Below are 24,406 nucleotides of genomic sequence, written 5' to 3' on the forward strand. Positions count from 1 at the left end.
CCGCGAGGTGCCCATGGAACTGTCGGCGACCCTTGAAGGCGCGTGCCTGATCGTGACGGTGCTCGTCCCGGAAGTGGACCACACCGTGAGCGAGGCGTTCAAGGACGCGGTGATTCTGCGCTACGAAAGCGCCAAGGCCCGCGAACTGCTGCTCGACCTCGGCCGGGTGACGTTTCTGGACAGCAAGGCCATCGGCGCCATGGTGACCATGCGCAAGGCCGCCGCCGCCCGGGGAGGGCGGCTTGGCGTGTGCAACCTGCACCCCCATGTGGAGAAGATCATCCGGGTGGTGACGCTCGGGACCATCTTCGAGACCTATCCCGACCGGGAAACGGCCCTGGAGCGCCTTTGCGGCTGAAACCGCCGCTTACAGCCGGCGCAGGGCGAGCATGGCCAGGTCGTCCTGGAGCGTGCCTTTGCAAAAGGGCAGGGCCTCTTCGATGATCTCGCCGATGAGGTCCCGGGGCGGGCGGTGGGGCCGCAGCAAGGCGCGCAGCCGGTCGTCGCCGAAGAACTCCCCCTCGGGCGAGCGCAGTTCGGTCAGACCGTCGGTGTAGAAAAAAAGCGTGTCCCCGGGGCGCAAGGACGCCACCCGCCCCGTCCACTCGAAGTCCGGGATGATGCCGAGCGCCGGGCCGGTGGAACCGATCTCCACGAGCCCTCCCTGTCCCAGCACGAAGGCCGGCACGTGGCCGGCGGACACGACCTCGAGCACCGGCGCGGCCCTGTCCATGCGGCAAAGGACCATGGTCACGAACATGTCCAGGTCGCCGCCGTCGAGGAGCTCGCACAGCAGGCGGTTGAGCCGCCCCATGATCCCGGCCGGCGAGAGGCGCGCCGCGCGCAGGGACAGGAACAGCCCCTTGCACACGGCCATGAGCATGGCCGCCGAGGCCCCGTGGCCGGAAATGTCGGCCATGAGCGCGTACACCCCGTCCCCGTCGTCCCAGGCCTCGTAGAAATCCCCGCCCACCTGCTCCTGGGCCTGGTACACGGCGGCCGCCTCGAAGCCGGCGAAGTCCAGGTCCCGGGGCAGGAGCTGGCGCTGGACGCAGCCGGCCAGGTAGCGTTCCCGGGAGAACAGGGCGTTTTGATCGCGCAGCTCCCGACCCAGACGGGAGAGCTTCATGTGCAGCGACAGCCGCGCCGCCAGTTCCTGGTGGTGGTAGGGCTTGGACACGAAGTCGTTGGCCCCGGCCGCCAGGGCCTCGGCCCATTTGCCCCGGTCGGTCTCGGCCGAGAGCAGCACGATGGGCACGTCGGCCAGCCCCGGCAGGGCCCGCAGGCGGCGGGTGGCCTCGATGCCGTCGGCGCGGGGCATCATGAGGTCGAGCAGGATCAGGTCCGGCCGCAGCCCCGGGGCGAGCGCCACGGCCTCCTCGCCGTCCTGGGCCTCGGTCACCTCGCAGCCGAACAGTCCCTCCACGTGGCGCTTGAGCACCTCGCGGAAAAAGGGGTTGTCGTCGGCGATGAGGACGCAGGGCATGGAGAGCCTCGGGCCGGCGGGCCCTAGCGGAGCATGAGGATGTACGCCTTGGCCGTGCCCTTCATGAGTCCGGCCTGGTGGGCGGCCTTGTCCCCCGGCCCCAGGTAGAGGTCGAAATGGTTGCCGCGCATGCAGCCCGTGTCCTGGGCCATGACGAAGCCGGTGAAGCGCTCCGGGGCCGGGCCGGGAAAGCCCGGCAGGTCGCCGTCCACGGCCAGCAGCGTGCCGTAGGGCACGAACCCCGGGTCCACGGCCACGCTGGCGTGGGGAGTGACCGGCGTGCCCATGGCCCCCACGGGCGGAATCTGCGACTCCTTGAAAAAGATGTAGCTCGGGTTGGCGGTCAGGTACTCCCGTATCTGGGCCGGATTCTCCTCGAGGAAGCGGCGGATGCGCTGCATGCTCATCTCCTCCTCGGGAAAGCAGCCCCGGTTGACCATGACCCGGCCCACGCCCACGTAGCGGTGGCCGTTGTTGCCGGCGAAAAGCGCGTATTCGGTCGAGCCGTCCTCCACGAAGCGCAGCTTGCCCGAACCCTGGACGTGCAGGAAGAAGACCGCGATGGGATCCTTGGCGTAGCCGATCTCGAGCCCCTTGCCGCGAAGCGCCCCCTGGTAGTCGATGGCCTCGCGGCTGTGCCTTTTGGCCCCGGGGCCGGGGTTGCGGTAGATGGGCCAGACGTAGGGGCCGCGGGCCGTGCGCGAGACCTCGATCTCGGGCTCGTAGTAGCCGGTGAGCAGCGTGTCGGAATCGAGGGGAACCCACTTGAAGTACTTGGACAGGGCCGACGGGTCGCGGTCGAGCTCGGGCAGGGCGCGGCGGAAGGCGAGGAGCGTCTGGTGGAGCTGGCCCCAGGTCAGGGTCGCGCCGGGGCGGTCCACGGCCAGGGTTCCGGCCGGCTTTCTGGACACGTAGGCGATGGAGCGGTCCACGGCCGGGGCCAGGGAGGCGAAGCTCGGAATCTGCTGGCTGGCGGGGCTGACGCGCGTCTCCCAGGGCGTGGTCGGCGCGGCGGTCGGCAACGCGGGCGCGACCGGGGCGGGATTGGCCTTGGCGGGCGCGGCCGCGGCCGGTGGCGACTGCGCCACTTCGGCGCAGCCGTACGGGACGAGCAGCAGGCAGAAGAGACAAAGGGCCGCGAGACGCGCGAGGACCGGCTGGCAGGCGTTCATTTCCAGCCTATAGCGCGGGGCGGCGGCAATGGCAACGCGGCCCCGCGCCGCGGCCCGGGCGATCAGTAGGACAGGATTTTATCGGCCAGGCGCATCTGGTCGTAGAGGAACTGCATGTTGGAAAGGGCCGCCGGTGCGTTGGCTTCCACGCCGTGGATGCCCAGGCACTTGCCTCAGGCGGCGAGCTTGCCTTCGCTCAGGCCGAAGAGCTTGGCCTCGGTCGCGATGGGAAAGGCCTCGCCGTCGCCGTCGAGCAGGTCCACGGCCGGGCCGTTGAGGAAGATGGTGACCTCCTCGCCCTTGTTGAGCAGGAAGTTGCCCAGGCGCACGGCGTTCCATTTGATTTCCGGGTCTCGGCTGGAAAGGACGATGAGTATTTGCATTGTCTATGCCTCCTGCGACAAGCGATAGAAAAAATCTATGGCATAGGCAAGAGGCCACCCGGCGGAGGAGGCTCCGCCGGGTCGATCGAAAGCGCGCGGCGTGGCGGGAAAGACGCGGCTTACGGCAGCGGATGGGTCCTGGCGTACTCCAGCAGGTCCTCGTAGATGCGCTGGCAGGTGGCCACGGGCACGTCCGGGGCGCGCATGACCGTGGGGCCGTCCTTGGCGAAAAGCGACGCCCAGGGCTTGTCGGAAAGCTCCTCCCAGGCCCCGTGGCGGCCGTAGCTGATGACGCCGCTGACGGTCTGCAGGCGCAGCTCGAAGGATTCGTAGCCCATGGGACCCTGCAGCGTCCGGGGGCGGCTCTCGTGGAACGGCCCGGCCTGGGCCGAGAAATAGAACCAGCCGCCGATCTGGATGTCCCCGAACCAGCGGTCCCCGTCTTCCAGACGGTCCGATTCCATGAGCAGCGTCCTGAAATCCTCGGCCATGCCCGGCCTCCTTGGCGCTAGTGTTGCGTCCCCTGAAAAATACGACAGTATTTTTAAGGAAAAGATAACCATTCAAATGTGTTGCCCTCGAAAAAAGAGCGCATTTTTCGAGAACGCGACACGAGGTGTCCGGGGCTTGTAGCCCGGCGGCGCGGCCGCGGTCAACGCCCGGCCGTGTTGGACAAGGCCAGCAGGAACTTGAAGACCGCCGACACGTAGCGGCCGGAGACCACGTCGGGCAGGGGGAAGCGCGGCAGGGCCGCGCCGCCGAGGCTGCCGGCCAGGGCCAGGAAGACCTGCCCGGACAGGCGGGACAGCCCCGGTTCGAGGGTCGTCTCCCACAGGTCCGCCTCGACCGCCGGGTCCAGGCCCGAAAGCAGGCAGGCCACGGGGCGGTGGGCGAAGACGAGGCAGACCCCTTCCCGGGACAGGGGGCACAGCCGGGCCCAGGCCGACAGGCAGTGGTCGCTGTCCGCCCCGTAGCGCCGGGCGAGGTCCGCCATCTCGCGCGAGGCCGCGGCCGCCGCCTCGATGACGGCCAGGCGCGTCTCGCTCGAAAGTCCCACGTTCACGCGGTTGCCCAGGTGCACGGCCTCGATCAGGGACAGGGAAAGGGGCCGGCGGCAGCAACGGTCGTGGTCGCGGCCGCAGCGCGGCAGCCCCTTGGCCGCCAGCCGGGCGGCGGCCACGAGGCCGGCGTAGTCGGCCAGAAACGGCCGCAGGTCCACCAGGTGGCCGCACTCCAGGCGCGGTTCGCGGATGGTGAGCTTGCCCGCCGCCTTGCCGTAGCGGCGGATGGTCCACCACTGGTCGAAGTTGGTCGGCTTGGAACGCAGGGGCCTCAGCACCCGGGCGGCCAGCTTGTGGCCGAGGCCCCGGCGCAGCAGGTAGGCGTTGAGCACGGTGCCCGTGCGGCCGATGCCGTGGCGGCAGTGGATGAGCACCTTCTTGCCGAGGTAGACGGCCTCGTCCAGCCAGGCCAGGGCGGCTTCCAGGGCGGCGAGGTCCGGGGCCTGCTCGTCTTCCACGGGCAGGTAGCGCACCTCGAAGCCGGCGGCGGCCTCGATGTCGTGGAGGTCGCAGAATTCGGCGCACAGGTTGAGGATGGCCGTTATGCCCTGTTCCTTCAGCGAATCGAGCTGCTCGTGGGACATGGGCGCGCCGCCCACGGCCAGATGGTCCGTGACCCAGGTGATCGGATAGGCGTGGTCCGTGGACTTGGGCGGCATGGCTTCTCAGCGGTCGGTGCGGGCCACGAAGTCCCGCACCCAGCCGTCGGCCTCGTCCTCGCCGGCCAGACGGATGTCGAGCAGGCGCGTGGCCGCCAGCAGGCAGCCGAGCATGGCCAGGCGTTTTTGGACCACGTGCTCGGGAATGCGCGCGAGCGAAGCGTCCAGGAGGTCGCCCGAAACCCGGACCTCGAAGCCGAAATGGGCCAGCACCCGGCGCACGCAGGAGAGCCGCAGCGTCCGGCGGGCCAGGTCGGCCCCGCCGCCCTTGAAGCGGAAATGGACGAAGTTCTGGTTCTCCTTGGGGCCGCACAGGGCGTCCACCACGGTGAAGTGGTAGCCGAAGCGCAGCATGACGTGGGCGTAGACGTCGGAGATGACGGCGTAGCTGGCCAGGTGGCGATCCTCGCCGAGGAAGATCCCGGCGCTCGTGCGGTCGAGCGCCGCGTCGTCGGCGATGGGCGGCCCGTCGGGCCAGGGCGCGTCGTCGGCCCCGAGCCCGGCCCACAGCGCCCACATGGGGGCGCTCTTGATCTGGTCCGGGCGCACCTCCTTGTCGGCGGCGGCCGATTCGAACACCCCGCCGCCCAGGTCCAGGATGTACATGGACATGGGCAGGGCGCTTTTGACCTTGCGGGCCGAGGCCATGCCCCGGGCGTCGTCGCCGACCAGGGAGAACATCTCGGTCACGGCCTTTTCGTGGGCGAAGCGCACCACGTCGTGGAGCGACTTGACCTTGGCCGGGGCGAAATCCGGCGAGGACGGGTCGGTCAGGGTCAGCGAGGCCAGAAGCGGCACCAGCCTGGCCAGGCGGGCGGCCACGGGCGAGCCTGCGTCCCTCCGGGCCTGGCGCGGCCGGGCCAGCAGGCCCGCGACCCGTCCGGCATGGACCGTGCCGGCGTCGGCGTCCACGGTGACGACCGTGCCTTCGGTGAGGACCTCGAAGGCGTCGGCCGCGCCGGTGACGACGGGCAGGCCGAATTCCCGGGCCACGGAGGCGAAATGCCCGGCCCGGCTGCCGGCGACCGCCACCACGGCGGCCAGGCGGTCCACGGCCCGGGCCAGGGCCGTCGGCAGGGTGGGGGTGACGAGCACCGTGCCCGGGGCGATGGCGTCCACGTCGAGGACCGTGGCGGCGAAGAGCACCGTGCCGGCGGCCGCGCCGCCCGAGGCCCGCTGGCCGCCGGCGAGCAGCGCCCGGCCGGCCGGCCGGGCCGGGGGCGGAGCCTCGGCCGCCTCGGGCGACGCCTCCACGGCCATGGGCCGGGACTGGACCACGAACAGCTCCCGCCCCGGGGTGAGCACCCATTCCACGTCCTGGGGCGCGCCGAAGGCCTTTTCCAGCACGAGCCCCTGGCCGGCCAGCTTGGCGGCGGCGGCGTCGGGCAGCACCGGCCCGTCGAGATGCATCCGATCGAGGAGGAAATGCGGCGGATCGTGGGAAAGGACCAGCCGCTCGGGGCTGGCCGCACCCTCGACCAGGCCGCCGCCGAGGCCGGGCACGGCGTAGACGGCCATGGGCGCTTCCGGGTCGCCGCTGTCGCGGGTGTAGAGCACGCCCGAGGCGGCGGCCGGCACCATGGGCAGGTAGAGCACGGCCATGGGCGTCTCCTCGTCGGCGTAGCCGGTGAGGGTCCGGTAGGTGATGGCCTTGGCCGCGTACTTGCCGGCCACGACGCGCTGGTAGGCCTTGACGGCGTCGTCCGGCGCGACGTCGAGGAGGCTTTCGTACTGGCCGGCGAAGGAGGCCCGGCCGTCCTCGGCCACGGCCGAACTGCGCGCGGCCAGGCGGGCGGGCGCGCCGCCGGGCACGGCGGCCAGGGCCCAGGCCGCCTCGCTTAAGGGGACGGCGATCTCCTCGGGCAGGCTCGCCGCCAGCACGAGCTCCCGGATGGCCCCGGCCGCCTCGGCCACCTCGGCCGGCCGGGACAGGTCCACCCGGCGCAGCTGGCGGTTGATCTTGGGGCGCAGCTCGCAGGCTTCCAGGAAGTAGCGGAAGGCGCTGGTCGTGACCACGAAGCCCGGGGGCACGGGCACGCCGGCGGCGGCCGCCCGGGACAGGTTGGCGGCCTTGCCGCCGCCGGCGGCCGCGTCGCCGCCGAGCGCGGCCAGGGAGCGGATAAACGGCGCGCCCATGTCCCCGACCGGCACGTCCAGGGCCATCTGGACGTAGAAATCCACCTTCTTGGCGTACTCGGCCAGATCCAGGTGCTTGCTCGGCGACAGGCGCGACAGGCGCTCGACCATCTCCGAGACGGACAGGCGAAGCCGCCTGGTCAGGTGCGCCACCCGGGCCCAGTCGGCGGCCACCGCCCCGTAATGCACGTCCTCGACCGCGGCGATGAGCTCCAGGCACAGGTCGTCGAAGCGCAACAGTTCGCGGAAGGCGTTGTACTTCTCCCGCAAGAGCACGCCCGGGGCGAAGACCTGATAGGTCCAGCGGCGGAAGAGTTCCTTGGAAAACACGGCTCCGCTCCGCTCAGCCGCTCTGGGAGGAGGCCAGGGCCTCTTCCACCTTGCGTTCGAGCTCTTCCTTGTCGATGGGCTTGACGCAGTATTCGCAGGCCCCCAGGCGCACGGACTCCCGGGCCGTCTCCAGGGTGGGATAGCCCGTGAGCATGATGACCCGGGTTTCGGGGGAGCGTTTCTTTATCTCCTCGAGCACCTCCACGCCGCTCATCTTCTTGAGCTTCATGTCGAGGATGGCCAGGTCGGGCTTTTTTTTCGCCACGTGGGCCAGGGCCTCCTCCTCTTCGGTGAAGACGCCGACAGCGTGGCCCTTGCGTTCGAGGATGCGCTTGATGACCACGCCGGCGTCGATGACGTCGTCGAGAACGATGATGTCGGCCATGGGATCAACCCTCCGGGGACTCGGCGGGCAGGCACGCGCCGAGGGTTTCTTCGTGATCGAGCGGCAGGTCCACGACGAAGACGACTCCCGGGCCGGGGGCGTCGCCCAGGCTCAGGTCGTCGAAAAAACCGGCCGGCACGGGGCTTTCCACGGTGATCGCGCCGCCGTGGTCCTTGATGATGCCGAAGGAGACGGAAAGCCCGAGCCCGGTGCCCTGACCCACGGGCTTGGTGGTGAAGAAGGGGTCGAAGATGCGGGAGCGGTTCTCCTGGGCGATGCCCGGGCCGGTGTCGGCGAACCAGGCCGTGACCTTCTGCTCGGCGGCGAAAAGGCGCGAGCGCACGAGCAGCGTCCCGCCGCAGGGGCCCATGGCGTCGCGGGCGTTGGAGAGCAGGTTGATCCAGACCTGCTTGAGCTTCTCCGGGTCGCCGTAGATGATGGGCATGCGCTCGTCGAGGTCCGTGGCGATCTCGGTCCGTTCCAGGGAAAAGGCGTGGCGCACCAGGGTGACGGCCTCCATCAGGGAGTTGTTGAAGCACATTTCGATCTTGGCGCTCTCGGCCTGGCGGGAGAACCCGAGCAGGTCGGCCACGATTTTCCGGCAGACCTTGGCCTGTTTCTCGATGGTTTGCAAATCGAGGCGCATCTGGCCGTCCGGGGGCACGTCGTCCTGGAGGAGCTGGGCGTAGCCGAGGATGACGCCCAGCGGCGTGTTGATCTCGTGGGCCACGCCGCCGGCGAGCTTGCCGAGCGACTCCATCTTCTGGGACTGGATGAGCTGCTCCTGGAACTGCTTGAGCTGGGTCACGTCCCGGGCCGTGCGCAGGATGCCGATGGTGCGGCCCCGGCCGTCGACGATGGGCACGCGCACCACGTGCAGCCACGTGGTGGCCCCGTCGCGGCGCACGGACACCTCGCGGTCGCTGGGGCGGGAGGTTTCGAGGACCAGGGCGTTTTCCGCGTGCATGTCCTCGCCCTCGTCCAGGGGAAAGACGTCGCGGTCGGGCGCGCCCACGATGTCCCGGGCTTCGGCCCCGACGAAGGCGGCGAAGGCCCGGTTGACGGCCAGGTAGACGAGGCGTTCGTCGAGCAGGCAGACAAGGTCGGGGTTGGCGTCGAGGATGGTGCGCAGCTGGCGCTCCTGGCGCGACAGCACGCGCTCGGCCCGGCGCAGCTCGTCCAGGTGGGTCTTAAGCGACACGGCCATGACGTCGAAGGTCTCGGCCAAGTCCTGGATCTCGTCGCCTTTCTGTTCGGCGAAGACCGGGCAGCCCTCGCAGGACTCCGGGCCGCCGCCGCGCTGGCCCGGGGCGGCGGTGAGCCAGCAGCGCCGGTCGCGGTCGCCGTGGGCCGGGCAGGCGGTCCGGTCGCAGGCCAGGACCGAGGAGCAGGCGCAGCGCGCGCGCGGCCCGGCCCGCTGGTCCAGGTTGCCCTTGACCACCTCCTCGGCGTGGGCGCGAAGCCGATTGATGCGCTCGGTGACGCGCCGGGCGAACAGCGTGGACGGGGCCAGGGCGGCCACCATGGCCGCGGCGGAATAAAAGACGATCATGAGCGCCAGGCTGTCGGCGGCGGCCTCGGCCTTGGTGCGCGAAAGCCCGATGCGGGCCGTGCCGAAGGGCGTGCCCACGATGACCACGGGCGCGGCGAAGTCGTCGATCATCTCCCGGCCGGCGTCCAGGAGCCGGATGTGGGGCGCGCCGCCGGCCGGGGCGTTGACCTCGCGCAGCTCCACGGGGAAGCCGCCCTTGAAGGTATGGACGAGCACGTTGCCGTCGCGGTCGAGGATGAAGGCGTAGACGATGTCGTCCACCTTCTTGAGCTCGTCGACCATGTTTTTGAGCCGCAGCAGGTCCATGGACAGCATGGCGTCGGAGACGCGCATGGCCAGGTTCTCGGAAAGGACCAGTCCCCGCTTTCGCGTCTCGGACTGGAGCGACTCGGCCGCCGCCCGCCAGGTGAGGTAGGCCAGGGGAATGCTGATGAGTCCCACGATGAGCACGATGCCGCAGTTGATCTTGGTGCGAAAGCTCAGGCGCGACAGCCGCGGCAGCCGGATCATTCCTCGTCCTCCGCGGCGTCGATGTCGAGCTTTTCGGCCAGTTCGCGCACCGGGGCGTAGTCGGCGTCGGTAGCGGCGATGATGCCGCGCATGCCGGCGGTCTGGAGGATGACGGCGTCGTCGGGGCGCTCCATGGACAGGGCGAACATGGCCCGGGAGACCCGTTCGACGATGTCCGGGGAAAGCCCGGCCCGGGCGGCGTAGACCCAGCCGGGATAGGCCTTGCTCTCGGCCAGGACGCGGATCTGGCCGATGTCGATCTTGCCGCGCAGGATGTCCAGGGAGCCGTCGCGGATGGAGCCCACGTCGCAGGTGCCGGCAAAGACGGCCAGCACCACCTTCTCCTGCTTGCCGCCAGGGCCGGGGGCGAAGGTGATCTCGGCGAAGTCCCGGCGGCGCAGGCCGTGGTCGAGGAATTCGCCCAGGGCGTAGAGGTAGCCGCCGGCCGAGGACGGGTCCACGGCCATCCAGCGCTTGCCCCGGCAGTCCTCTATCGTCTTGAGGACCTGGTTGTCGCGGCGGCAGATGATCTGGCTGCGGAAATCCGGCTTGCCCGAGGGCTCGATGATCCGCGCGAAGGCCCGGGCCCCGGAGCGGGCCATGCGGATGTAGGCGAAGGGGTTGGAGTAGGAGAGGTCGATCTCGCCGCGCTCCACCATGCGCACGTGCTCCTCGAAGGTGTCGGGGAAGATCTGGCGCAGGGTGAGGCCGGTGGCCCGGCCGAGGTAGTCCAGCAGCAGGCGGTGGCGCTCGTAGGAGACGGTGTGGGCGTACTGGGGCAGGTAGGCGTAGGTCACGGCGCGGGGCGGCAGGCGCAGGGTCGGCTCTTCGCGGCGCGACAGGTCCACGCGCACGGCGTCCTCGTCGTCGCCGCAGCCGGCCAGCAGCGCGGGCAGGGCCAGGCATGCCCGCAGGACGTCGCGTCGGCGCATGGTTCCTCCTCCCGATGATCGAGACAGGATACGCCGTTTCGCGGCGGCTGGAAAGATGGGCCGGCGCTCAGTCCCGGGGCCTGGCCAGATCGGTCCAGGAACGCAGCTTGGCCCGCCGCCCGGCCGATTCCCGCCGGGCCTTCTCCACGCGGCCGAACAGGGGCAGCTTTTGCCAAAGGGGCCACATGGCCAGGCGGACCAGGATGTAAAGGCCCAGGAACACGGCGTTGTAGCGCAGGGGATGGCCCGGGAGAAAGGGCACGTCCACGCCCTCGAAGCGGCCCGACAGCCAGGCCAGGGCGAAGGGCACGGGCCACACGGACACGGAGAAAAGGGCGGCCCCGGCGAAGAAGGACTTGCCGAAGGCCTCGTTGGCCTCCTTGTTGGCGGCCTTGTAGGCGGTCTTGTCCCCGGCCTCGATGGCGGCCACGGACAGGTTGTGCATGCGGGCCATCTCCTTTTCCTCGCGGGCGTAGTGGCCGCGATTGAAAAGCCAGACGGCGTCGTAGGTGAGCCGGCCAAGCAGCAGGGAGCCCACGGCCAGGCAGAGCGTGCCCAGGTAGAAGCCGGCCGCGGCCGAGCCGGGCAGGCGGAAGGGGGCGATGAGCAGACCGTCGAGGAGTTCCAGCACGCGAGGCCTCGTTGCTTAAGGGTAGGACGGCCTGTCGCGGCCGCCGGGCGCGGGGGAGTTCTTGAGCCGCTTCAGCCCGTCGCCGGCGGAAAGTCCCGGCGCGTTTTTCGCGGACGCGGCACGATACACCAGCCCGCCCGGAAAGCGAAGCCGGCCGGCGGCCGCAAAAAAGGCCCCGGGCGCGAGGCCCGGGGCCGCCGTATGGGAGAGGCGTCCGATGGTTAACCGAACATCTTGAGGTTGAAGAAGCCGCGCAGCACGTAGTCGATGCCGACGTACAGGGCCAGGACGATGAACAGGCGCTTGAGCCAGATGTCCGGGATGTACTTGGAGGTGCGCGGGCCGATGATGGAGCCGACCACGACGCCGACCAGCTCGATGCCGATCATGTGCCAGTGCAGGGGCACGCCGCCGGACATGAAGGTGGCGATGGAGGTGATCATGCTGACGAGCACGGCCAGGGCCGAGGTGCCGGCGGCCAGGTACATGGGCAGCTGGGCCACGCTGGTCAGGAAGGGCACGAGCAGGAAGCCGCCGCCGACGCCCAGGAACGCGGCCAGGGCGGAGATGACGATGCCGCCGAGGAAGGGGATCAGCGGATTGAAGCCGAAGTCCACGCCGTAGAAGGTGAAGGTGATGCGGGTGAGGCTCAGGGAGGTCACCTTGACGCCCAGGGCCTTGGTGTCGATCTGCTCGCCGCTTTTCTGGCGCTTGACGGTGTCTTCGAAAGCCTTGGCCGCGGCCTTGGCCTTCTTCTTGCTCGCCTGGCCGGCCGGGGTGGTTTCCCAGAAGAGGTAGCAGCCGAGCAGCAGCACGAACAGGCCGAAGTAGCCCTGGTAGGAGGAGAAGGACACCTTGCCGGCGGTGAGCGTCACGGACAGCCAGCTGCCGACGATGGACCCGAGGCCAAGGGCGGCGGCCAAGGGCAGCACCAGGCGGCCCATCTTCCAGTAGTTGAAGGAGGAGATCAGCGCCGAAAGGCCGACCAGCCACTGGTTGGAGGTGCGGATGGAGTCGGTGACGAGCTTGTTGAGCTCGGGCGCGGTCTGCTTGAAGGTCTTGGCGTAGGCGCCGTAGCCGTAGACCGAGATGTGGCCCACGCCGGCCATGACGCCGCCGAAGGCGCCCACCGTGGAGAATATCCAGCCCACCCACACGGCCCAGCCGAAGGCCAGGCCCAGGCTCACTTCGGGCGCGCCGGGGATGCCGAGGAAGCCCTTGGCCGCGGCCGGATCGATCTGGCCGGGGCCGGCCCCGGCCGGGGCCTTGGCGATGGCGTCGGAAAGCTTGTCGGCCAGGGCCGGTTCGATCCACAGGGCCAGCACCGCGAGGGCGGCGAGGCCCACGGGCAGGGTCAGTTTCCAGTTCTTCACGGTGGTCTCCTTTTTTGGCGGCGAAATCGTCCATTGCGCGATGGGACGCGACCGGGCGTGCGTTTCCCGGGCGCGCATCCCCGGGCCAGTAGCGGGGCGACATCATGCCTGCCGCCGCAACACCTCGCATCGGCGCGGGAATCGGATCGCTACATCGCATCCGTGCAGGGCCTTGCCGCGTTTTTCCCCTCCGCGAGCCCTGTCCGCGCCAGTGCATCACCATGCGTCTTCCGTCCGTGACGGCGTGACGACAGCTTTGCGCCAGCATAGAGCATTCCGGCTTGCGATTGTCAAGGAAACCTTGCAATCGTTCTGTTTTTCGCAATACGACGGGGCGAGGAAGGAGAAAGGGCCGGGAAAGGGGGCTTGGTATTGTGATTTTTTTCACAATCTCAGGCCATAAAGAAGGGCCTCGCCGTCCCCGGCGAAGCCCTCGTTGCCGGCCCTGCGGCCGGACGGCTTTCCTTTGTCACAAGGGGAAGCGGATGGCAAGCCCCGGCGAACCACCTTGATAAATTGAAATGTTCCGGGGGCGACAGGAAGGCGGTTTCGGGCCGGTCGCCGGGCACAAGGAGCAGCCCGGGCGGGATTTCCCTTTGACCGCCGGGAGGTTGCGCGTTATACCACGCCCGCCCCGGACCCGGTCCGGGCAGCCCGTCCCGTGGAGACCCTGCCGATGCTCCCCTTTTTTCGCGCCAAAACCCAGAAAGACTTCAGCGACAAGCTCTACGGCAAGCCGCGCAAGTACCGCCTGAGCCGCAACGGCGCGGCCGTGTCCCTCTCCGGCCGCCTGCTCGCCCACTACCGCCGCGACGTCCTGCCCGACGGGCTTATGCCCCCGGCGGCCGGCCGGGTGGAGCTGCTCGGCGTGCTGCTCTCGGCCGCCGGGCGTTTCGTGATTTATTACGCCGTGTCCTATCCCGAGAGCGAGGACATCGCCGACCGCCACGAGTACGTCCACGCCTGCCCCAGCCTGGAGGCGGTGCGCGAGTTCCTGGCGGCCATGCACTATCCGGACAAGGGCGAGTTCGTGGACGCGGTGCTGGTCCGCGCGGCCAGGATCCTGGCCGCCAATCCCCAGACCGCGCCCCTGGCCGGGGACATGCCGCCGCAAGCGCCCGAAGCGGCCCCGGAGCCCGCCGCCGACGGGGCGGCGGACGCGACGCCGGCCGACCCGGTCGACGTCCCCGAGCCGCCCGCCCCCGCGCCCGAAGCCGCCGCCAAACCCTCCTGACGCGAAAAGCCCTGCGATCCGCCGCACGGACCACAGGGCTTCCCTCTCTCCACTTCTCCCCTATCGGGGGGGACCGGGGGGGATCATCCCCCCCGGCCGCCGGAGGCATCTTTTCTCTCTTCTTTGCTTCCCTTCTCCCCCTCATCCTACATCTGTCGCAACAGCAGGCGTTTGCCGTAGGCGTCGCGTTCGTCCACGTTCTGCTTGCCGGGCCGCAGGAAGCGCAGGGCGTGGGCGGTGCAGCCCGTGACGCAGGCCGGGTCGAGGCCTGCGTCGATGCGGTCGCGGCAGTAGTCGCACTTGACCACCTTGCCCGTGGCCTCGTTCCATTGCGGGATGCGCCAGGGGCAGGCCTGGATGCAGGCCTTGCAGCCCACGCACAGCTCCTCCCGCACGTAGACCACGCCGTCCTCCTCGCGCCGGGTCATGGCCCCGGTGGGGCAGGCCGGCACGCACCAGGGGCGCTCGCAGTGGAAGCAGGACATGTAGAGGTTGAGCAGCCGAGGCTTGGCCTTGACCATGTCCGGACCGACCGTGACGAGCTTGCCCGGCTTGGCCGAAGGCGGCACGGCGTTTTTGACCTGGCAGTGCACCTCGCAGGCGTGGCAGGAAATGCAGCGCTTCTTGTCCAGCTGAATCATGTACTTGCTCATGCGGGCTCCTTGGCGTCGGTGTCGACGACGGGGGCGTTGACGGCGGCGGGCGCTTGCCACGCCTGCTCGCGGAGGCGGGCCAGAAGGTCCAGGCGGAAATCCGCCCGGGAGCTTCCGACGTAATAGACGTGGCGTGAAAACCGCAGCGAATCCACGGGGCAGGCCCTGGCGCACTGGCCGCACAGGCTGCACAGGGAATAGTCGAGGACGAACGCCCCGGGCGTCTTGCAGCCTTTTTGCGGGGCCGGGGCCATGGCCTCGGAGCGGGGGATGAGCTCCCCGGCCAGCTCCTCGGCCTCGCGGCCGGCGGGGCCGCCGCCGCCCGCGCCGACCAGGCAGCCGACGGACAGGCACGACGACGGGCAGGCCCGCACGCAGGCCCCGCAGGCGATGCAGCGCGGCACGGACGGGTCGTCCTCCTTGCCCACGAGCTCCACATGGCCCCGGTAGGTGTCGAGGTTGTCCACCTCGCCCATCGGGTAGAGCACCGTGACGGCGGGCCTTGTCAGGGCCTTGCCGGTGACGCCGAGCCCGACGAGCAGGCTTTTGAGGCCCGTGGCGGCCTCGGCCAGGAGACTGGTCACGGTCACGGTGTTCCCTCCTTCGACGTTTGGCCGTCCGGGCACGGAAGGCCGCAAGCCAGCTTAGACGTCTTTTTCCGCGTTGTGTCAACGAACGGGTCGAAAGTTCCCGCCTTCACAAACATCCGAAAAATATATCGTGATTGTGTAGTTTGCACGTTCCTCATTTCACGACGCTTTTCCCTTGCACTCGGTCACGAATCCTTGCTAATGCGTGAGACGATCGAAACGCCTCGGCAAACGCAACGCCGCCTCGATGGGAGCGAGTCATGAAACACAAGCAAGTCTACAGCGTCTGCGGCATGTGCACGGTACGCTGCCCCATGATGGCCACGGTCTCCGGCAACAGGGTCGTGCATCTGCAGGGCAACCCCCACGCTTCGGGCATCAAGGGGGCGCTGTGCGCCAGGGGCGCGGCCGGCGCGGCGCTCGTCGCGGACGACGAGCGGCCCCAGTTCCCCATGATCCGGGCCGGCGAGCGCGGCGAGGGCAAATGGCGCAAGGCCTCCTGGGACGAGGCCCTGGCCCATGTCGCCGGGGAGCTTGCCCGCATCAGGGAGACCCACGGCGGCCGCTCCATCCTGCTCTCCGACCGGGGCGGCCCGTTTCGCGACATGCACCGGGCCTTTTTGAAGGCCCTGGGCAGCCCAAACTACTGCAACCACGATTCCGCCTGCGCCCGCAACGTCCAGCACGCCGCCCTGTCGCTGTTCGGCTTCGGCCGCAAGGACGTGGCCTACGACTACAAGAACAGCCGGCACGTGGTGCTCCAGACGCGCAACATCTTCGAGGCCATAAACGTCAAGGAGGTCAACGACCTCCTCGATGCCAAGGAAGCCGGGTGCAAGATCACCTGCATCGACGTGCGGACCACGGTGACGGCGGCCAAGGCCGACACCTTCCTCATGGTGCGCCCGGGCACGGACTACGCCCTGAATCTGGCCGTCCTCCACGAACTGCTCTCCCGCGACCTCTACGACAAGGACTTCGCCACGGCCTGGATCAAGGACCTGGAGGCGCTCAAGGCCTTCGTCGCGCCCTACGACGCGCATTTCGCCGCCCGGGAGACGGGCGTTCCCGCCTCGCGCATCGCCGCCCTGGCCGATGCCCTCGCCGCCGCCGCGCCGGCCGTCATCTGGCACCCCGGCTGGATGACCGCCCGCTACGGCGATTCCTTCAACGTCTGCCGCTCGGCCTACATGATAAACGCCCTGCTCGGGTCCATCGGGGCCAAGGGGGGGCTGCCCCTGGTCAACGGCCCGGGGCACGTGGGCAAAAAGGGGCTCAAGAACCTCGTGGACCTCTTTCCCAAGCCCGGGGACAAGCGCGCGGACGGCGTGGGCTGGATGGAGGGCCGCACCCACTTCGAGGCCGGCCCGGGCCTGGTCAACCTGGCCTACGAGGCCATCGAGACGGGAGAGCCGTACCCCATCCGGGCCTACATCGCCCACCGCCACGATCCGCTCATGGCCTTTCCGGACACGGCCGACCTCAAGCGGCGCTGGAAGAACCTGGAGCTGCTCGTGTCCGTCACCTTCTCCTGGTCGGACACGGCCTGGTTTTCCGACGTGATCCTGCCCATGTCGCCGTACCTGGAGCGCGAGTCCATGATCGCCTGCAAGAAGGGCGTGTCGCCGTCGTTTTTCGTGCGCCGCCGGGCGCTTACGCCACGCTTCGACACCCGGGCCGACTGGGAGATCTACCGCGACCTGGCCCGGGCCATGGGCATCAAGGAGCTGGATTTCGCCGGCATCGAGGACATCTGGGCCTACCAGCTTGCGGACACCGGCCTTTCCATGGCCGACTTCGAGGCCAAGGGCATGGTCGGCCTTGGCGGGCCGCTCTACCGGCCCGTGGACGAAAAGACCTTCAAGACGGCCTCGGGCAGGATCGAGATCGTGAGCCCCAAGCTCGAGGCCGACGGCCTGGCCTCGCTTGCGCCCTACGTCCCGCCCGCCGCGCCGCCCGAGGGGGCCTTCCGGGTGAGCTTCGGCCGGGTGGGACTGCACACCCAGGGCCATACGGTCAACAATCCCCTGCTCTTCGCCCAGATGCCGGAGAATGAGCTGTGGATCAACGCCGCCGAGGCGGGCAAACGAGGCATCGCCGACGGAGCCCTGGTGGAGGTGCGAAACGGCTCCTTCTCCGGCCGGATCAAAGCGAAGGTCACCGAGGGCATCCATCCCGAGACGGTCTTCATGGTCCACGGCTTCGGCCACACGCTGCCCGTGGAGAGCCGGGCCCGGGGCCGGGGCGTGGCCGACAACGAACTCATGCCCGGCGGCATCGCCAGTTGGGACAAGGGCGGCGGCGGCGTGTGCATGCAGGAGCACTTCGTGACCGTGGCCCCGGCCTGACCGGGCCGGGGCAGGGGGACAAACGCCCGCGGGACAGGGCCTCGCGGGCGTTTCGCTTCTTGATTCGCCGGGTTACGGATCGTGTCAGCAGGGTCACGGAAATTCCAAAACGCCGTTGACCCATTGCTCTATGGTTGTTATGAACATAATCCTCATGGACGACAACCTGCCCACCTCCGAGGACCTGCGTCCCTTTCCCCTGCGCCAATCGCTGGGCTTTCTGCTGACGCGCACGGCGCTGAAGCTCCGTCTGCTCGGCAACGTCATCCTCCAGGAGGCCGGCGAGGACATCACCGTGGACCAGTGGGGCATCCTGAACCTCCTGTGGGAGGCCGACGGGCAAACGCCCGTGGAGCTGGCCCGCCGGGCCGACAAGGACAAGCCCAACGTCACCCGGCTTCTCAAGATCCTCGAAGACAAGGACCTCGTGGCCCGGGTGCCCGATCCCAAGGACCGCCGCAGCCACCACATCGTGCTCACCGACGCCGGCCGGGCGCTCAAGGACAAGCTCCTGGGCCTCGGCGTCGTCTGTTTCGAGCGCGCCTGCCAGGGCCTTTCCCGGCAGGAAGTCGAGACCCTCAAAAGCCTGCTCAACCGCGTCTACGCCAACGTTTCGTAGTATCGCACGTCCGCGCCCCGAAGCCGTGGGCGCGATCCAGGGGTTGGTATGTCAAATGTGACTGAACTGGTGGCGGCAGACAGCGCCATCGGTCCGTATTCCTTCGAGGAGTTTCTGGACGTCGCCGCGGCCTTCCACGGCAATCCCGCACCGGGGCTGATCATCGGCGGCTTCATGGTGGACGCGGCCCGGGCCTTTCTGCCCGAGGGCACGCTGTTCGACGCCGTGGTGGAAACCAAGAAGTGCCTGCCCGACGCGGTGCAGATCCTCACCCCGCCAAGCTACGGCAACGGCTGGATGCGGGTGCTCAACCTCGGCCGCTACGCCCTTTCGCTCTACGACAAGCACACCGGCGAGGGCTGGCGCGTCTGGCTCGATCCCGAGCATTTGCGGGCCTGGCCGGAGATCCACGCCTGGTACCTCAAGACCAAGCCCAAGAAGGAACAGGACCGGGCGCGGCTGTTCGCCGAGATCAAGGCCGGCGGCCGGACCCTTTGCCGGGTGGCCAGGGTCAGGCTGCGCCCGGATTTCGTGGCCAAGCCCCACATGGGGGCCATCGGCGTGTGCCCGGTGTGCGGCGAAGGCTATCCCAAGGCCGACGGGGCCATCTGCCGGGGCTGCGCCGGCGAGGCCCCCTACCGGCGCGAGGGCGATTCGCCCAGGCTTCGGGCCATGCCCGTGGGCGAGGCGGCCGGCCGCCGGGCCCTGCACGACATGACCCGCATCGTGCCCGGCGTGTCCAAGGGCGTGGCCGTGGCCGCCGGCGCGGACATCACCGCCGGCGACGTCTGCCGGCTCCAGACCATGGGAAAAAACAGCGTCTACGTGGAGGATCTGTCCGAACCCGACGATTCGTTCGTCCACGAAAACGAGGCCGCCCTGGCCTTTGCCGAGGCCATGCGCGGGCCCGGGCTCGTCACTTCCGGCCCGCCCCGCGAGGGCAAGGTGGAACTTCTCGCCGCCGCCAACGGATTTTTCACCGTGGACAAGGAGCGGCTCACGACCTTCAACATGGTCGAGGGCGTCATGTGCGCCTGCCGCCAGAACCACCTCGTGGTCGAGGCCGGCAAGCCCGTGGCCGGCTGCCGGGCCATTCCGCTCTACCTGCCGCGCCGGGTCTTCGAGGCGGCCATGCACGTCCTGGCCGAGGGCCCGCTTTTCGTGGTGCGGCCCATGCGCAAACCCAGGACGGGCGTGCTGGTCACGGGCACGGAGATCCATTCGGGGCTTATCGAGGACAAGTTCGAGCCCGTGGTGCGCGGCAAGGTCGAGGCGCTCGGCGGCTCGGTGGTGGCCGCGGTCACCGTCCCGGACGACCGGGCCGCCGTGGCCGAGGGCGTGCGCAGGCTCCTGGCTGCCGGCGTGGACCTCATCGTGACCACGGCCGGGCTGTCCGTGGACCCCGACGACGTGACCCGGGCCGGGCTCGACGACGCCGGCCTGGCCGACGCCGTGCACGGCATGCCCATCCTGCCCGGAGCCATGGCCATCGTGGGCCACATCGGCGACGTGGACGTCATCGGCGTGCCGGCCTGCGCGCTGTTTCACCGCACCACGAGCTTCGACCTGCTCCTGCCCCGGGTGCTGGCCGGCGTTCCCCTCACGCGCCGGGAGGTGGCCGGGCTGGCCGAGGGTTCCATGTGCCTGTCCTGCCGGGCCTGCACCTATCCCAAATGCCCCTTCGGCAAATGACGGCCCCTTGACCGACCGCCCCGGCCGTCCTATGGGAGGATAGCCAACTTGGCTGGAGGCAAGATGCTCTGTCGACTGACGACGGCCCTGCTCCTTGGCGGGGCCGTTTCCCTTTTCCCGCTGGCGGCCCGGGCGTATACGCTTTACGGCTACGAGGACGACTACGGCCTCGTGCACCTGAGCGAAGAGCCCCTGTCCGACAAGTACGTCCTGATTTTCGAAGGCCCCAAGGACCCCAGGATGGGGTTCGCGGCGATCAAAAAGCGCATCCACGACTTGGGCGCGGTGTCGCAGGACCGCAAGGACGGCTGGATCCTCGAGGCCACCCGGTCCTACGTGCGCATGGGCACGGCGCCGCTCGGCCCGGGCGGCTATCCGGAAGTGATCGAGTCGGGTCCGCTGGTGGACCTCGTGCGCGACAAGAGCCGGGCCTGCGGCCTGGAGCCGGAGCTGCTCTACGCCGTCATCGAGCAGGAATCGCGCTTCCAGGCCCAGGCCGTCTCGCCCAAGGGCGCGGCCGGACTCATGCAGCTCATGCCCGCGACGCAGGCCACCTACGGCGTGGCCAACCCCTTCGACCCCGAACGCAACGTGGCCACCGGGGCCAAGTTTCTCCAATCGCTCCTCGGCCGTTTCGGCAACCTGTCGCTCGCCCTGGCCGCCTACAACGCGGGCCCCGAGACCGTGGCCCGCTACGGCGGCATCCCCGACATCCCCGAGACGCGCAACTACGTCTCGCGCATCCTGGCCCGCTACGCCATGCTCAAGGAAAGCCACCCGGGCCTTGGCGCGAGCAAGAACATCGCCGCGGCCAAGGCCAAGGGAAAAAAAGCCGGGCCGACGCGCGCGACGTCCCAATAACGAGGCAGCGTTTTTGAATAATAGGACGGCTGCGGGCTGTTGCCCAAGGAATGCGCCGGCGCGCGCGTTTCGCGGGCGCCAGGCTAGTCCGTCCTGCGCCACAGCCGGAATTGGATCCAGACGCCGATGGCGGCGGTCATGAGGCACAAAAGCGGGAAGACGACGAACCCGAAGGCGTTGCCTTCCATGGGCGCGAAACACAGGGGCAGCGTCACCGGCAGGCACAAGAGGGCCGGCTTGTGGGCCAGGCGGAAACGGTCCCAGGCGTCTTCCCCGTCGTCGCCGCGAAACCTGCGGCGCAGACGCCGCCACAGCCGGTAGCGCGCCCAGAGCAGCAGGGCCAGGATGGCCGCCAGGACCGGAAAGACCGGCATGGTGACGTTGGTCTCCATGGGGACGGTGCCGTAGGGCACGGCCAAGTCGAGGAAATAGGCGAAAAGGAACGCCGGCGGGTAGCCCGCGCCGGCGGCCAGGACCAGGAAGACCCGGATCCGGCGGGGAAGGGGAAGACGCGGCGGCGGCTTGGCCATGGCTGCTCCCGGCCTGAAGAGGACGTCGCCCCGAGACCCTGCGTCGCGGGGATGCGGGAGCGGAGTTTCCGGGGGCCGGGAACTCCGTTCCCATAGGAAAATTGTCCCAGGCGCGGCCGGCAAGTCAACGGAATTTCGCCAACCCCGTCGTCCTTCCCGAGGAGGTCCCATGCGCGTGCCGTCGTCCGTCCTATTGGCGGCGTTCCTGTTCGTTTCGGCCGGGCCGGCCCTGGCCCAGTCCCAGGCCGAACTCAATGCCGCGGCCTGCGGCGCGGCCAAGAAGGCCGACGCCGAGCTCAACGCCGTGTATGGCGCGATCCTCAAGAAAAATGCCGGCGACAAGCGCTTCATCGACAAGCTCAAGGCCGCCCAGCGGGCCTGGCTGGCCTTTCGCGACGCCGAGATGGCCGCGCGCTATCCGGCCGAGGACAAATCCGAGTACGGCACCATCTTCAACCTGTGCTGGTGCAACGCTCTGGCTTCCCTGACCGAGGCGCGCGCGGCGCAACTGAGGCCCTGGCGCGACGGCGTCCCCGAGGGCGACGCCTGCCTGGGCAGCTATCCGGTGCGTTGAACCGCGGATGTCCACGATTCTCGTCCGGGGCGTGGGGAAGCGTTTGATCGCCGGATGGCCGGAACGCGGCCGGCAGCCTGGCCCGGACTCGCGGGGCATCCGGCCGGTCTCTGGACAATCGGCTGGCGGGTGAAAAAATACGGGCAGCCGGGGCTTGCCAGGCCGGCTGGAAAGAATTATATTTTTATATAATTTGGAGGCGGGCCATGTATACGACCAATCTGCGGAAAGTGGGCGGTTCGATCATGCTGGCCGTGCCGCCGGCGATTCTCGATCTGCTGCGGCTGGAGGCCGGGGCCAGCGTCGATCTGGCCGTCGACGGCGGGCGGCTTGTGGTCGCGCCGGTGCGGCGTCCGCGCTATACCCTGGACGAACTGCTCGCGAAGTGCGACGCCTCGGCCGCGATCAGCCGGGAGGATCGCGGCTGGCTGGACGACAAGCCCGTCGGCGACGAGTTGCTGTGATGGAGCGGGGCGATATCTATCTGGTATCTCTCGATCCGACCTCGGGCCACGAGCAGCAGGGAACGCGGCCCGTGCTGGTGGTTTCTCCGACGGCGTTCAACCGCCTCACCCGGACCCCCATCGTGCTGCCGATCACCACGGGCGGCAATTTCGCCCGCACGGCCGGCTTTGCCGTGTCCCTCGAGGGGGCGGGCACGAAGACCGTGGGCGTCGTGCGTTGCGACCAGCCGCGCGCCCTCGACCTGGCCTCGCGTAGCGCCCGCAGGCTCGAGTCCGTGCCGCCGGCCGTCATGGATGACGTTCTGGCTCGGTTGGCCGTGCTTTTCGCATAACTCCCGGCATCGGCATGTCCGGGTCGCGCGGTCCCACGGTCGTGGACCGCATTCCCGCTCGCCGCGCGGCGGGCTACTGGGCCTTGGCTTCGGCCCGGCGGTGGCGCAGGTATTCGATCACCCCGGGCAGGACCGAGATGATGATGATGGCCACGATGACCACGCTGAAATTGCGCTTGATAAACGGCATGTTGCCGAAGAAGTAGCCGGCGTAGACGAAGATGCCCACCCAGACCACCGCGCCGGTGACGCTGTAGGCCAGGAACTTGGCGTAGGTCATGCGGGCGATGCCGGCCACGAAGGGCGAAAACGTGCGCACGATGGGCACGAACCGGGCGATGATCACGGTCTTGCCGCCGTGGCGCTCGTAGAAGGCGTGGGCGCGAAGCAGGTATTCCTTCTTGAAGAAGCGCGTCTTCTCGCGCTCGAAGACCGCCGGCCCGATCCGCCGGCCGATCCAGTAGTTGAGGTTGTCGCCGATAAACGCCGCGGCCACCAGCAGGATGAAGATGAGGTTGGGGTCGAGCACGCCGCCGCCGCACAGCGCGCCCGTGGCGAAGAGCAGCGAGTCGCCGGGCAGAAACGGCGTGACCACCAGTCCCGTCTCGCAGAAGATGATCATGAACAATATGAAGTAGGTCCATGCGCCGTAATCGGCGGCGATGGCATTGAGGTATTTGTCCACGTGCAGCACGATGTCGATCAGGTGCGCGAGAAAATCCATGCGGGCTCCTTTGGGCGTGTTCAGCGGACCTTGCATAGGCGGCGGCCGGGACTTTTGCAAGGGGCGAGGCGGCCGGCGGGGCTTTTCAACGTCGCCTTGCCGCTGTAGGCTTGCCCCATGCCGCTTTCACCCGACGCCGGCGACCCCGCCGCGCCCGCTACGCCTGCCGCGCCTGTCGTGACGGGCGGACGCTCCTTCCGCCTCGTCTGCGCCCCAAAGGACCGGCCGCGCGTGGAGGCGCTGCTCGCCGCCACGGGCCACGCCTTCTGTCCGGAGCCTTTTTCCCCCTGGTGCCGCCGGGTTACCGTGGAGCCCATGCCGCTGGGTTCCTCCCTGGCCGCCCGGTTCGGCTACATCCACATCCAGGACCGCTCCTCCATGCTGCCGCCGCTGCTGCTCGATCCGCCGGCCGGGGCGCGGGTGCTGGACATGTGCGCCGCGCCCGGCGGCAAGACGGGCTTTCTGGCCCAGCTCGTGGGCCCGGCCGGCTTCGTGCTCGGCAACGAGCCCTCGCCGGACAGGCTGGCCACCCTGCGCCAGACGCTTTTCCGGGAAAGCCTGGTCAACGCCGCCACCTGCGCCCAGACCGACCTGGATCCGTTTTTCCCGGACGGCTTTTTCAGCCACATCCTCCTCGACCCGCCGTGCAGCGGCTGGGGCACCCTGGACAAGAACCCCCAGGCCGCGCGCATCTGGTCCGGGGAGAAGGTCGCGCCGCTTGTCGCGCTGCAGCGCAAGCTCCTGGCCACGGCGGCGCGGCTGCTCGCCCCGGGCGGGCGGCTCCTTTTCTCCACCTGCACCACCAACGTGGCCGAAAACGAGGACCAGACACGCTTCGCCCTGGACCATCTGCCCCTTGCCGCCGTGCCCCTGGCCCCGCCGGCCGGGTTCGTGTTCGAGGCCCCGGCCCGGGCGGACGTCTCGGGCGTGCTGCGCGTGGACGGCAAGGCTTCGGCCGCCCAGGGCTTCTACATGGCCCTTTTCGAGAAGGCCGGCGGCGGCGCGCCGCCCGCGCCTCGCCCGGACTTTCCCCGCGCGCCCCGGCCCGGGCGGGCGCGCGCCGCCCCCCGCTGCGGCCCGGCCGGGTTGCCGCCGGGCGAGGCCCGGGTGTTCGGGGAGAAGGTCTTCTTCAGCCACGAACAGGCCGCAGGCCTGCCCGAGGGGCTGCGCTTCCA

General features: G+C 69.3%; 25 protein-coding genes. 10 read left to right on the forward strand and 15 right to left on the reverse strand.

The genetic code is table 11. The features are described 5' to 3' along the window. The first annotated feature begins 13 nt into the window (after positions 1-13). Positions 14-358 carry an STAS domain-containing protein gene (locus Q1K70_RS07085; RefSeq protein WP_300157302.1) on the forward strand — a complete coding sequence of 115 codons (345 nt, stop codon included), beginning with the start codon at positions 14-16 and terminating at the stop codon, positions 356-358. 9 nt (positions 359-367) lie between these two features. Here the strand turns inward: Q1K70_RS07085 and Q1K70_RS07090 are convergent, their stop codons facing one another. The 11 genes from Q1K70_RS07090 to Q1K70_RS07140 form a co-directional block, all read right to left on the reverse strand. Next, complete coding sequence (locus Q1K70_RS07090; protein ID WP_300157304.1) at positions 368-1,486, reverse strand: fused response regulator/phosphatase; 1,119 nt, start codon at positions 1,484-1,486, stop codon at positions 368-370. Positions 1,487-1,509: 23 nt separating this feature from the next. Continuing rightward, positions 1,510-2,658, reverse strand: coding sequence for an MltA domain-containing protein (locus tag Q1K70_RS07095; RefSeq protein ID WP_300157306.1), 1,149 nt, complete (start codon positions 2,656-2,658; stop codon positions 1,510-1,512). Between the two features lie 62 nt (positions 2,659-2,720). Then, positions 2,721-3,041, reverse strand: a complete 321-nt coding sequence (locus tag Q1K70_RS07100; protein WP_300157308.1) for a DsrE family protein — start codon at positions 3,039-3,041, stop codon at positions 2,721-2,723. 119 nt (positions 3,042-3,160) lie between these two features. Beyond that, positions 3,161-3,532 (reverse strand): hypothetical protein, encoded by a 372-nt coding sequence (locus tag Q1K70_RS07105; RefSeq protein WP_300157310.1) that lies wholly within the window; start codon positions 3,530-3,532, stop codon positions 3,161-3,163. A 161-nt stretch (positions 3,533-3,693) separates the two neighbouring features. Continuing rightward, positions 3,694-4,761, reverse strand: coding sequence for a dual specificity protein phosphatase (locus tag Q1K70_RS07110; RefSeq protein WP_300157312.1), 1,068 nt, complete (start codon positions 4,759-4,761; stop codon positions 3,694-3,696). 6 nt (positions 4,762-4,767) lie between these two features. Continuing rightward, positions 4,768-7,227, reverse strand: coding sequence for a PEP/pyruvate-binding domain-containing protein (locus Q1K70_RS07115; protein WP_300157315.1), 2,460 nt, complete (start codon positions 7,225-7,227; stop codon positions 4,768-4,770). A 13-nt stretch (positions 7,228-7,240) separates the two neighbouring features. Continuing rightward, positions 7,241-7,612, reverse strand: coding sequence for a response regulator (locus tag Q1K70_RS07120; protein ID WP_300157317.1), 372 nt, complete (start codon positions 7,610-7,612; stop codon positions 7,241-7,243). Between the two features lie 4 nt (positions 7,613-7,616). Beyond that, on the reverse strand, positions 7,617-9,674 hold the full coding sequence (locus Q1K70_RS07125; RefSeq protein ID WP_300157319.1) for an ATP-binding protein: 2,058 nt from the start codon (positions 9,672-9,674) through the stop codon (positions 7,617-7,619). Next, positions 9,671-10,606 (reverse strand): phosphate/phosphite/phosphonate ABC transporter substrate-binding protein, encoded by a 936-nt coding sequence (locus Q1K70_RS07130; protein ID WP_300157321.1) that lies wholly within the window; start codon positions 10,604-10,606, stop codon positions 9,671-9,673. The genes Q1K70_RS07125 and Q1K70_RS07130 overlap by 4 nt, the downstream gene beginning before the upstream one ends. Before the next feature lie 67 nt (positions 10,607-10,673). Continuing rightward, on the reverse strand, positions 10,674-11,237 hold the full coding sequence (locus tag Q1K70_RS07135) for a hypothetical protein (RefSeq protein WP_300157323.1): 564 nt from the start codon (positions 11,235-11,237) through the stop codon (positions 10,674-10,676). Positions 11,238-11,458: 221 nt separating this feature from the next. Next, positions 11,459-12,610 carry a sulfite exporter TauE/SafE family protein gene (locus Q1K70_RS07140; RefSeq protein ID WP_300157325.1) on the reverse strand — a complete coding sequence of 384 codons (1,152 nt, stop codon included), beginning with the start codon at positions 12,608-12,610 and terminating at the stop codon, positions 11,459-11,461. Between the two features lie 661 nt (positions 12,611-13,271). Between Q1K70_RS07140 and Q1K70_RS07145 the strand changes: the two genes are divergently transcribed. Further along, on the forward strand, positions 13,272-13,844 hold the full coding sequence (locus Q1K70_RS07145) for a hypothetical protein (RefSeq protein ID WP_300157327.1): 573 nt from the start codon (positions 13,272-13,274) through the stop codon (positions 13,842-13,844). A gap of 146 nt (positions 13,845-13,990) precedes the next feature. Here Q1K70_RS07145 and Q1K70_RS07150 read toward each other — a convergent pair whose 3' ends face one another. Then, positions 13,991-14,497 carry a 4Fe-4S dicluster domain-containing protein gene (locus Q1K70_RS07150; RefSeq protein ID WP_300157329.1) on the reverse strand — a complete coding sequence of 169 codons (507 nt, stop codon included), beginning with the start codon at positions 14,495-14,497 and terminating at the stop codon, positions 13,991-13,993. After that, complete coding sequence (locus Q1K70_RS07155; protein WP_300157331.1) at positions 14,494-15,087, reverse strand: 4Fe-4S binding protein; 594 nt, start codon at positions 15,085-15,087, stop codon at positions 14,494-14,496. Before Q1K70_RS07155 ends, Q1K70_RS07150 begins: the two co-directional genes overlap by 4 nt. A 260-nt stretch (positions 15,088-15,347) precedes the next feature. On the opposite strand from Q1K70_RS07155, the gene Q1K70_RS07160 reads away from it, so the two are divergent. The 4 genes from Q1K70_RS07160 to Q1K70_RS07175 all read left to right on the forward strand — a co-directional run bounded on the left by Q1K70_RS07160 (position 15,348) and on the right by Q1K70_RS07175 (position 20,607). Beyond that, positions 15,348-17,435, forward strand: a complete 2,088-nt coding sequence (locus Q1K70_RS07160) for a molybdopterin-dependent oxidoreductase (RefSeq protein ID WP_300157333.1) — start codon at positions 15,348-15,350, stop codon at positions 17,433-17,435. Between the two features lie 139 nt (positions 17,436-17,574). Beyond that, entirely contained in the window at positions 17,575-18,054 is a 480-nt protein-coding gene (locus Q1K70_RS07165) for a MarR family transcriptional regulator (protein WP_300157335.1), read from the forward strand. A 48-nt stretch (positions 18,055-18,102) separates the two neighbouring features. After that, positions 18,103-19,746 (forward strand): FmdE family protein, encoded by a 1,644-nt coding sequence (locus Q1K70_RS07170; protein ID WP_300157337.1) that lies wholly within the window; start codon positions 18,103-18,105, stop codon positions 19,744-19,746. Positions 19,747-19,809: 63 nt separating this feature from the next. Beyond that, complete coding sequence (locus Q1K70_RS07175) at positions 19,810-20,607, forward strand: lytic transglycosylase domain-containing protein (protein ID WP_300157339.1); 798 nt, start codon at positions 19,810-19,812, stop codon at positions 20,605-20,607. Between the two features lie 83 nt (positions 20,608-20,690). Here Q1K70_RS07175 and Q1K70_RS07180 read toward each other — a convergent pair whose 3' ends face one another. After that, positions 20,691-21,137, reverse strand: a complete 447-nt coding sequence (locus tag Q1K70_RS07180) for a hypothetical protein (RefSeq protein WP_300157341.1) — start codon at positions 21,135-21,137, stop codon at positions 20,691-20,693. 169 nt (positions 21,138-21,306) lie between these two features. On the opposite strand from Q1K70_RS07180, the gene Q1K70_RS07185 reads away from it, so the two are divergent. The 3 genes from Q1K70_RS07185 (at position 21,307) to Q1K70_RS07195 (ending at position 22,507) form a co-directional block, all read left to right on the forward strand. Continuing rightward, entirely contained in the window at positions 21,307-21,711 is a 405-nt protein-coding gene (locus Q1K70_RS07185) for a lysozyme inhibitor LprI family protein (RefSeq protein ID WP_300157343.1), read from the forward strand. 206 nt (positions 21,712-21,917) lie between these two features. Beyond that, complete coding sequence (locus Q1K70_RS07190) at positions 21,918-22,175, forward strand: antitoxin (RefSeq protein WP_300157345.1); 258 nt, start codon at positions 21,918-21,920, stop codon at positions 22,173-22,175. Next, positions 22,175-22,507: a type II toxin-antitoxin system PemK/MazF family toxin gene (locus Q1K70_RS07195; RefSeq protein WP_300157347.1), complete on the forward strand. Its 333-nt coding sequence runs from the start codon at positions 22,175-22,177 to the stop codon at positions 22,505-22,507. The genes Q1K70_RS07190 and Q1K70_RS07195 overlap by 1 nt, the downstream gene beginning before the upstream one ends. Positions 22,508-22,580: 73 nt before the next feature. On the opposite strand, the gene Q1K70_RS07200 is transcribed toward Q1K70_RS07195, so the two are convergent. Next, positions 22,581-23,231 carry a DedA family protein gene (locus tag Q1K70_RS07200; RefSeq protein ID WP_300157349.1) on the reverse strand — a complete coding sequence of 217 codons (651 nt, stop codon included), beginning with the start codon at positions 23,229-23,231 and terminating at the stop codon, positions 22,581-22,583. Positions 23,232-23,348: 117 nt separating this feature from the next. Between Q1K70_RS07200 and Q1K70_RS07205 the strand changes: the two genes are divergently transcribed. Beyond that, positions 23,349-24,406, forward strand: a 1,058-nt coding sequence (locus tag Q1K70_RS07205; protein WP_300157351.1) for an RsmB/NOP family class I SAM-dependent RNA methyltransferase, incomplete at its 3' end; no start/stop codon positions are given.

This window comes from Solidesulfovibrio sp., from assembly GCF_029978005.1.
Lineage (GTDB): Bacteria > Desulfobacterota > Desulfovibrionia > Desulfovibrionales > Desulfovibrionaceae > Solidesulfovibrio.

Coding starts and splice junctions, on each gene's coding strand:
- Q1K70_RS07085 (WP_300157302.1), top strand. CDS start 14: ATGGAACTGTCGGCGACCCTTGAAGGCGCGTGCCTGATCGTGACGGTG.
- Q1K70_RS07090 (WP_300157304.1), bottom strand. CDS start 1,486: ATGCCCTGCGTCCTCATCGCCGACGACAACCCCTTTTTCCGCGAGGTG.
- Q1K70_RS07095 (WP_300157306.1), bottom strand. CDS start 2,658: ATGAACGCCTGCCAGCCGGTCCTCGCGCGTCTCGCGGCCCTTTGTCTC.
- Q1K70_RS07105 (WP_300157310.1), bottom strand. CDS start 3,532: ATGGCCGAGGATTTCAGGACGCTGCTCATGGAATCGGACCGTCTGGAA.
- Q1K70_RS07110 (WP_300157312.1), bottom strand. CDS start 4,761: ATGCCGCCCAAGTCCACGGACCACGCCTATCCGATCACCTGGGTCACG.
- Q1K70_RS07120 (WP_300157317.1), bottom strand. CDS start 7,612: ATGGCCGACATCATCGTTCTCGACGACGTCATCGACGCCGGCGTGGTC.
- Q1K70_RS07125 (WP_300157319.1), bottom strand. CDS start 9,674: ATGATCCGGCTGCCGCGGCTGTCGCGCCTGAGCTTTCGCACCAAGATC.
- Q1K70_RS07130 (WP_300157321.1), bottom strand. CDS start 10,606: ATGCGCCGACGCGACGTCCTGCGGGCATGCCTGGCCCTGCCCGCGCTG.
- Q1K70_RS07150 (WP_300157329.1), bottom strand. CDS start 14,497: ATGAGCAAGTACATGATTCAGCTGGACAAGAAGCGCTGCATTTCCTGC.
- Q1K70_RS07160 (WP_300157333.1), top strand. CDS start 15,348: ATGAAACACAAGCAAGTCTACAGCGTCTGCGGCATGTGCACGGTACGC.
- Q1K70_RS07165 (WP_300157335.1), top strand. CDS start 17,575: ATGAACATAATCCTCATGGACGACAACCTGCCCACCTCCGAGGACCTG.
- Q1K70_RS07170 (WP_300157337.1), top strand. CDS start 18,103: ATGTCAAATGTGACTGAACTGGTGGCGGCAGACAGCGCCATCGGTCCG.
- Q1K70_RS07175 (WP_300157339.1), top strand. CDS start 19,810: ATGCTCTGTCGACTGACGACGGCCCTGCTCCTTGGCGGGGCCGTTTCC.
- Q1K70_RS07180 (WP_300157341.1), bottom strand. CDS start 21,137: ATGGCCAAGCCGCCGCCGCGTCTTCCCCTTCCCCGCCGGATCCGGGTC.
- Q1K70_RS07185 (WP_300157343.1), top strand. CDS start 21,307: ATGCGCGTGCCGTCGTCCGTCCTATTGGCGGCGTTCCTGTTCGTTTCG.
- Q1K70_RS07190 (WP_300157345.1), top strand. CDS start 21,918: ATGTATACGACCAATCTGCGGAAAGTGGGCGGTTCGATCATGCTGGCC.
- Q1K70_RS07195 (WP_300157347.1), top strand. CDS start 22,175: ATGGAGCGGGGCGATATCTATCTGGTATCTCTCGATCCGACCTCGGGC.
- Q1K70_RS07200 (WP_300157349.1), bottom strand. CDS start 23,231: ATGGATTTTCTCGCGCACCTGATCGACATCGTGCTGCACGTGGACAAA.